1 protein-coding gene is annotated in these 683 nt (G+C 61.6%); it reads right to left on the reverse strand.

The features are described from left to right. Positions 1 to 429 (reverse strand): hypothetical protein (locus tag VB780_RS25645; RefSeq protein ID WP_323354028.1); only part of this gene is annotated, 429 nt, incomplete at its 3' end. Positions 430 to 683 lie beyond the last annotated feature (254 nt).

A 683-nucleotide genomic window follows, 5' to 3' on the forward strand; every position in this document is an offset into this window, starting at 1 on the left:
GATGTTGTGAAATTTCAGAAAGGCGAGATGCAGCTGGCTGATGATCAGGTTCTCGTCGTTCCGTGGATCGCCGATTATCGCCTTCTTCGTGGAAACGGTCCTCTGCAGGTCGATGCCATCGTCGCCGAGCGCGAAGAGATCTCCGTCATAGAAATACGGCTGAACTGCCGGTCCCAGGCCGTAGACGGAGTCGAGTTCGAACGCCGGGGTTCGGAAGTTGCGGATCGCCAGCGGATCGTTCTGCTGTTCCAGATGCGACGTGGTATCGAGCGTCAGGTCGTGGTCGACGAACTGCCCGAAGAACGTGAAGCCGGCGGGAATGCGCGGATTTGCACTCGGGTTGCCGCCGCCGTTCATCGGCCCGGGGCTGCCGTCGGCGGTTGTCGCCGCGCCCAGCCGTTCGGCATCGTCCAGCCCAAACGATTTCAACGATCGAAGATGTGGGTATCGCCTCCCGAACCGGCCTGTTTCCTGGAACCTGCCTTTCGGTACGCTGAGTCCCCTGTGCCAGGCATCGCCACCATGCGCCACGACAACCTCCCTTTGAACGCACCCGCGGTACGGGCATGATCAAAGTATGGCACGTTAAGATTGTATTTGGAACAGGTCGCAACCTGGCCGTGGGCGCCCCGCCTTGCCCTTCCCCCGCGCCTCCCCTATAAGCCCGCCTGCCGCGCCGACAC

The organism is Leptolyngbya sp. CCNP1308, assembly GCF_034932455.1.
Taxonomy (GTDB): Bacteria; Cyanobacteriota; Cyanobacteriia; order Phormidesmidales; family Phormidesmidaceae; genus Nodosilinea.